Origin of the sequence: Bacillus sp. JAS24-2 (genome assembly GCF_008274905.1) — a bacterium.
GTDB classification, from domain to species: Bacteria; Bacillota; Bacilli; order Bacillales; family Bacillaceae_G; genus Bacillus_A; species Bacillus_A cereus.
Genome location: NZ_CP031068.1, coordinates 1 through 7,500 on the forward strand (window position 1 = coordinate 1; position 7,500 = coordinate 7,500).

A 7,500-nucleotide genomic window follows, 5' to 3' on the forward strand; every position below is an offset into this window, starting at 1 on the left:
TTGGAAAATATCTCTGATTTATGGAATAGTGCCTTAAAAGAATTAGAAAAAAAGGTAAGCAAGCCTAGTTATGAGACATGGTTAAAATCAACAACGGCTCATAACTTGAAGAAAGACGTATTAACGATTACAGCTCCAAATGAATTTGCTCGTGACTGGCTAGAATCTCATTACTCCGAACTAATTTCAGAAACACTATACGATTTAACAGGGGCAAAATTAGCAATTCGCTTTATTATTCCTCAAAGTCAAGCTGAAGAGGATATTGATCTGCCTCCAGTTAAGCCGAATCCAGCACAAGATGATTCAGCTCATTTACCACAGAGCATGTTAAATCCAAAATATACATTTGATACATTTGTTATCGGCTCTGGTAACCGTTTTGCCCATGCAGCTTCATTAGCTGTAGCCGAGGCGCCAGCTAAAGCGTATAACCCACTCTTTATTTACGGGGGAGTTGGGCTTGGAAAGACGCATTTAATGCACGCAATTGGTCATTATGTAATTGAACATAATCCAAATGCAAAAGTTGTATATTTATCATCAGAAAAATTTACAAATGAATTTATTAACTCTATTCGTGATAATAAGGCTGTTGATTTTCGTAATAAATATCGCAACGTAGATGTTTTATTGATAGATGATATTCAATTTCTTGCTGGAAAAGAACAAACTCAAGAAGAGTTTTTCCATACATTTAATGCATTACACGAAGAAAGTAAACAAATTGTAATTTCTAGTGATCGACCACCAAAAGAAATTCCGACTTTAGAAGATCGTCTTCGTTCCCGCTTTGAATGGGGGCTTATTACAGATATTACGCCGCCAGATTTAGAGACACGAATTGCGATTTTACGCAAAAAAGCAAAAGCTGAAGGGCTTGATATACCAAATGAAGTTATGCTTTATATCGCAAATCAAATTGATTCAAATATTCGTGAATTAGAAGGTGCACTTATCCGAGTTGTAGCTTATTCATCTTTAATTAATAAAGATATTAATGCTGATTTAGCAGCTGAAGCACTTAAAGATATTATTCCAAATTCTAAGCCAAAAATTATCTCTATTTATGATATTCAAAAAGCTGTCGGGGATGTTTATCAAGTGAAATTAGAAGATTTTAAAGCGAAAAAACGTACCAAATCAGTTGCGTTTCCTCGCCAAATTGCAATGTATTTATCGCGCGAGCTTACAGATTCCTCTTTACCAAAAATAGGTGAAGAATTTGGTGGACGTGATCATACAACAGTTATCCATGCCCATGAAAAAATCTCTAAACTACTAAAAACCGATACGCAATTACAAAAGCAAGTTGAAGAAATTAATGGTATTTTAAAGTAGTAGCTGAATAGTGTGAATAACTTACCTTGTTTTACGCACAGTCTATCCACATGTAGATAGACTGTTTTTACATCCTTTATAGGGGTTATCCACATATCCACAAGCCCTATTACTATTACTACTATTTTTTTATCTTTATTAATTAAATAAAATCTTATACTTACCGGAGGTTTTTCTTTATGCGTTTTACAATACAAAAAGACTATCTTGTAAGAGGTGTACAAGATGTAATGAAGGCAGTTTCTTCTCGTACAACAATCCCCATCCTTACGGGAATTAAAGTTGTAGCTACTGAAGAAGGGGTTACATTAACAGGAAGCGATGCTGATATTTCTATTGAATCGTTTATTCCAGTCGAAGAAGATGGAAAAGGAATCGTAGAAATTGCTCAATCAGGAAGCATTGTTTTACAGGCAAAATATTTTAGTGAGATTGTAAAAAAACTACCTAAAGACACTGTCGAAATTTCTGTAGAAAATCATTTTATGACAAAAATAAAATCTGGAAAATCAGAGTTTAACTTAAATGGTTTAGATTCTGCAGAATATCCGTTATTGCCACAGATTGAAGAACATCATGTATTTAAGATACCAACAGATTTACTTAAGCATATGATCAGACAAACTGTATTTGCAGTTTCTACTTCTGAAACAAGACCGATCTTGACAGGTGTAAACTGGAAGGTATATAACAGCGAGTTAATTTGTATTGCAACAGATAGTCATAGACTGGCACTTCGAAAAGCAAAAATTGAAGGACATAACATTGCAGATGAATTCCAAGCTAATGTTGTTATTCCAGGTAAGAGCTTAAATGAATTAAGTAAAATTTTAGATGAGTCTGAAGAAATGGTAGATATCGTTATTACGGAGTATCAAGTATTATTCCGTACAAAACATTTATTATTCTTCTCAAGATTGTTAGAAGGAAATTATCCTGATACGACACGTTTAATTCCAGCAGAGAGTAAAACGGATATTTTTGTAAATACAAAAGAATTCCTACAAGCAATTGATCGTGCTTCACTATTAGCAAGAGATGGCCGCAATAACGTTGTTAAATTATCAACTTTAGAGCAAGAAATGCTAGAGATTTCTTCGAATTCACCAGAAATCGGAAAAGTTGTCGAAGAAGTACAATGCGAAAAAGTAGATGGAGAAGAGTTAAAAATATCTTTTAGTGCAAAATATATGATGGATGCATTAAAAGCTTTGGATAGTACAGAGATTAAAGTTAGCTTTACTGGGGCAATGAGACCGTTCTTAATTCGTACAGTAAATGATGATTCAATTATTCAATTAATTTTACCGGTTCGTACTTACTAGGTAAGGAATAAGGGTTGCTAGTTTAAAGATGCTAGTGGCCCTTATTTGATTTTTGGGTATTACTTTCCTAATGCTAGTTTATTTAGTACAATGAAAGAATGAACACTTTCAGAAAGTGAGCGATTTTATGAAACGTATTAAAATTTCAACAGAGTATATTACACTAGGACAATTTTTAAAGTTAGCTGATGTAATTGATACAGGTGGCGCTGTAAAATGGTTTTTACAAGAATATGAAGTGTACGTGAACAACGAACTTGAAAATAGAAGAGGTCGCAAACTATATGCGAATGATGTTATTGAAATTCCAGGAAGCGGAACTTTCCAAGTTCAGGCATAAAGGGGGAGCCCTTTGTTTATTTCAGAAATACAATTAAAAAACTATCGCAATTATGAAAAATTAGAGCTTTCCTTTGAAGATAAGGTAAATGTAATTATCGGCGAAAATGCACAAGGGAAAACAAATTTGATGGAAGCTATTTATGTTTTAGCGATGGCGAAATCTCATAGAACCTCTAATGATCGCGAACTTATCCGCTGGGATGAAGATTTTGGTCAAATAAAGGGGAAATTACAAAAAAGAAACAGTTCTTTGTCTTTGGAATTAAATATTTCGAAAAAAGGTAAAAAGGCAAAATTAAATCAACTTGAACAACAAAAGTTAAGTCAATATATTGGCGTGATGAACGTTGTCATGTTTGCCCCAGAAGATTTAAATCTTGTAAAAGGAAGCCCTCAAGTAAGAAGACGCTTTTTAGATATGGAATTAGGACAAATAGCTCCTGTATATTTGTATGAATTAAGTCAATATCAAAAGGTGCTCACGCAACGAAATCACTTGTTGAAAAAAATGCAAGGGAATAGTAAGAATGAGGAAACGATGTTGGATGTATTTACACTTCAACTAATTGAGCATGGTGCGAAAATACTGCAAAAACGTTTTGAATTTTTGCATTTGCTACAGGAATGGGCAGCTCCAATTCATCGAGGTATAAGCCGTGGATTAGAAGAGTTAGAAATTGTCTATAAACCAAGTGTAGATGTATCAGAATCAATGGATTTGTCGAAAATAAAAGAAGTATACTATGAAAGTTTTCAATCTGTGAAACAACGTGAAATTTTCCGTGGTACGACTTTAATTGGTCCTCATCGTGACGATTTACAATTCTTCGTTAATAGTAAAAATGTTCAAGTCTTTGGTTCGCAAGGACAACAACGAACGACCGCACTATCCCTAAAATTAGCTGAAATTGAATTGATTTATTCAGAGGTTAAAGAATATCCAATCCTTTTGTTGGATGATGTTTTATCAGAATTAGATGATTATCGTCAATCACATCTTTTAAATACAATTCAAGGAAAAGTGCAAACATTTGTTACAACGACGAGTGTCGACGGAATTGAACACGAAACATTAAAAGAAGCGAAAACAATTCAGGTAACGAACGGCACTGTAGATTGTGAAATAGATAGGGAATAACCCCTGTTTAAATGGAAAAGTAGGTGATCTTTGTGTCAATGGAACAAAAGCAAATGCAAGAAAATGCATATGATGAAAGTCAGATACAGGTGCTTGAAGGACTAGAGGCAGTTCGGAAACGCCCTGGTATGTATATTGGATCTACAAGTGGAAAAGGGCTTCACCATCTTGTGTGGGAAATCGTAGATAATAGTATTGATGAAGCACTTGCAGGTTATTGTGATGAAATTAATGTTAGTATCGAAGAAGATAATAGTATTCGTGTAACGGATAATGGGCGTGGTATTCCGGTTGGTATACAAGAAAAAATGGGACGTCCAGCTGTAGAAGTTATTATGACTGTTCTCCACGCCGGTGGTAAATTTGGCGGTGGCGGTTATAAAGTTTCTGGTGGTTTACATGGTGTTGGGGCATCGGTTGTAAATGCTCTATCAACAGAATTAGAAGTATTTGTACATCGTGAAGGTAAAATCCATTACCAAAAATACGAAAGAGGTATTCCGGTTGCGGATTTAAAAGTCATTGGTGACACAGATCAAACAGGAACAATAACTCGATTTAAACCAGATCCGGAAATTTTCCAAGAAACAACAGTATACGATTTTGATACGCTAGCAACTCGTATGCGTGAATTAGCGTTTTTAAATCGTAATATTAAATTAACAATTGAAGATAAACGTGAACATAAGCAAAAGAAAGAATTCCATTACGAAGGTGGAATTAAATCATACGTTGAGCATTTAAATCGCTCAAAACAACCGATTCATGAAGAGCCTGTGTACGTAGAAGGTTCAAAAGATGGTATTCAGGTTGAGGTTTCTCTTCAATATAACGAGGGATACACAAATAATATTTACTCATTTACGAATAACATCCATACGTATGAAGGTGGTACACATGAGGTAGGTTTTAAAACAGCTTTAACTCGTGTAATCAACGACTATGGTCGTAAAAATAGCATTTTAAAAGATGCGGACAGTAATTTAACTGGTGAGGATGTTCGTGAAGGTTTAACAGCAATTGTATCAATCAAGCATCCAAATCCACAATTTGAAGGACAAACGAAGACAAAACTTGGGAATAGTGAAGCGAGAACAATTACAGAGTCTGTATTCTCAGAGGCGTTTGAAAAGTTCTTACTAGAAAATCCTAATGTAGCGCGAAAAATTGTAGAAAAAGGTACGATGGCTGCACGTGCACGTGTAGCTGCGAAAAAAGCGCGTGAATTGACACGTCGAAAGAGTGCGTTAGAAGTTTCAAGTTTACCTGGTAAATTAGCTGATTGCTCTTCGAAAGATCCAGCAATTAGTGAAATTTACATCGTAGAGGGTGACTCTGCGGGTGGATCTGCAAAACAAGGACGCGATCGTCATTTCCAAGCAATTTTACCGCTGAAGGGTAAAATTATTAATGTGGAAAAGGCACGCTTAGATAAGATTTTATCAAATGATGAAGTTCGTACAATTATTACGGCGATTGGTACAAATATTGGTGGAGACTTCGATATTGAAAAAGCACGCTATCATAAGGTTATTATTATGACCGATGCCGATGTTGATGGTGCACATATTCGTACCCTATTATTAACGTTCTTCTATCGTTATATGCGTCAAATAATTGAGTGTGGTTATATCTATATTGCACAGCCGCCGTTGTTTAAAATACAACAAGGTAAAAAAATTCAATATGCTTACAACGATAAGGAACTTGAAAAAATCTTAGCAGAATTACCGGCCCAACCTAAGCCAGGGATTCAGCGTTATAAAGGTCTAGGGGAAATGAATCCAACTCAGCTATGGGAGACGACAATGGATCCAGAAGTACGTTCATTACTTCAAGTTTCCCTTCAAGATGCAATTGAAGCAGACGAAACATTTGAAATTTTAATGGGGGATAAAGTAGAGCCACGTCGTAACTTTATCCAAGAGAATGCAAAATACGTGAAGAACCTTGATATTTAAATGAGTAATGACAGGAATCTAAGTATTCCTGTCTTCTACATATAAATCAATGTATGTGTAACGGAAATGTAAGAGGAGGTGCTCGTTGATGTCAGACAATCAACAACAAGCACGAATTCGAGAAATTAATATTAGTCATGAAATGCGTACCTCATTTTTAGATTACGCAATGAGTGTTATCGTATCTCGTGCATTACCAGATGTTCGTGATGGATTAAAACCTGTGCATCGTAGGGTTTTATATGCGATGAATGATTTAGGAATTACAGCTGATAAAGCGTATAAGAAATCAGCACGTATTGTCGGTGAAGTAATCGGTAAGTATCACCCTCATGGTGATTCAGCCGTTTATGAAACAATGGTACGTATGGCGCAAGATTTTAGTCAACGTTATATGCTTGTAGATGGGCATGGTAACTTCGGTTCTGTAGATGGAGATTCAGCAGCTGCAATGCGTTATACAGAGGCAAGAATGTCTAAGATTTCTATGGAATTAATACGTGATATTTCAAAAAATACAATTGATTATCAAGATAACTATGATGGTTCCGAAAGAGAACCGATAGTACTACCAGCGCGTTTCCCTAATTTATTAGTAAACGGTACAACAGGTATTGCTGTTGGTATGGCAACAAATATACCGCCGCATCAGCTTGGCGAAGTAATTGATGGTGTGCTGGCATTAAGTCATAATCCTGATATTACTATCGCGGAATTAATGGAATATATTCCTGGTCCAGACTTTCCGACGGCAGGTTTAATTTTAGGAAGAAGTGGAATTCGAAGAGCTTATGAAACAGGTCGCGGTTCCATTATGCTTCGTGCTAAGGTTGAAATTGAAGAGAAGTCAAACGGTAAACAATCTATTATCGTAACTGAACTACCTTATCAAGTTAATAAGGCACGATTAATTGAAAAAATCGCAGAATTAGTTCGCGATAAGAAAATTGAAGGTATTACAGATTTACGTGATGAATCAGATCGTAATGGTATGCGTATTGTCATGGAAGTACGTCGTGATGCTAATGCAAACGTACTATTAAACAATCTATATAAACATACAGCGCTTCAAACAAGTTTCGGTATTAATATGTTGTCTCTTGTAAATGGGGAGCCACAAGTACTAAATTTAAAACAAAATCTATATCATTATTTAGAGCATCAGAAGGTAGTAATTCGTAGACGTACTGCTTATGAATTAGAAAAAGCAGAAGCACGTGCTCATATTTTAGAAGGATTACGAATTGCTTTAGATCATCTTGATGAAGTTATTACGTTAATTCGTAGTTCAAAAACGGCGGATATTGCCAAGCAAGGCTTAATGGAACGTTTTGGTTTAAGTGAGAAACAAGCGCAAGCAATTTTAGATATGCGTCTGCAACGCTTAACTGGA

6 protein-coding genes (1 of these 6 only partly in view) are annotated in these 7,500 nt (G+C 35.4%); all 6 read left to right on the forward strand.

Annotated features, from left to right (window positions below; genetic code table 11):
• Nucleotides 1–1,341 carry a chromosomal replication initiator protein DnaA gene (gene dnaA / locus DN407_RS00005; protein ID WP_000428017.1) on the forward strand — a complete coding sequence of 447 codons (1,341 nt, stop codon included), beginning with the start codon at nt 1–3 and terminating at the stop codon, nt 1,339–1,341.
• 179 nt (nt 1,342–1,520) lie between these two features.
• Nucleotides 1,521–2,666 carry a DNA polymerase III subunit beta gene (dnaN, locus tag DN407_RS00010; RefSeq protein ID WP_149215924.1) on the forward strand — a complete coding sequence of 382 codons (1,146 nt, stop codon included), beginning with the start codon at nt 1,521–1,523 and terminating at the stop codon, nt 2,664–2,666.
• Between the two features lie 127 nt (nt 2,667–2,793).
• Nucleotides 2,794–3,006: a S4 domain-containing protein YaaA gene (gene yaaA, locus DN407_RS00015; protein WP_000821364.1), complete on the forward strand. Its 213-nt coding sequence runs from the start codon at nt 2,794–2,796 to the stop codon at nt 3,004–3,006.
• Nucleotides 3,007–3,018: 12 nt separating this feature from the next.
• Nucleotides 3,019–4,146 (forward strand): DNA replication/repair protein RecF, encoded by a 1,128-nt coding sequence (gene recF, locus DN407_RS00020; RefSeq protein WP_149215925.1) that lies wholly within the window; start codon nt 3,019–3,021, stop codon nt 4,144–4,146.
• A 38-nt stretch (nt 4,147–4,184) separates the two neighbouring features.
• Nucleotides 4,185–6,107 carry a DNA topoisomerase (ATP-hydrolyzing) subunit B gene (gene gyrB, locus DN407_RS00025; RefSeq protein ID WP_000435982.1) on the forward strand — a complete coding sequence of 641 codons (1,923 nt, stop codon included), beginning with the start codon at nt 4,185–4,187 and terminating at the stop codon, nt 6,105–6,107.
• Between the two features lie 88 nt (nt 6,108–6,195).
• Nucleotides 6,196–7,500 carry the 5' portion of a DNA gyrase subunit A gene (gene gyrA, locus DN407_RS00030; RefSeq protein ID WP_001282864.1) on the forward strand. 1,167 nt of this gene lie beyond the right edge of the window, so only the first 1,305 of its 2,472 coding nucleotides appear in the window; it begins with the start codon at nt 6,196–6,198; its stop codon lies off the right edge, out of view.

Coding starts and splice junctions, on each gene's coding strand:
- dnaN (WP_149215924.1), top strand. CDS start 1,521: ATGCGTTTTACAATACAAAAAGACTATCTTGTAAGAGGTGTACAAGAT.
- yaaA (WP_000821364.1), top strand. CDS start 2,794: ATGAAACGTATTAAAATTTCAACAGAGTATATTACACTAGGACAATTT.
- gyrB (WP_000435982.1), top strand. CDS start 4,185: ATGGAACAAAAGCAAATGCAAGAAAATGCATATGATGAAAGTCAGATA.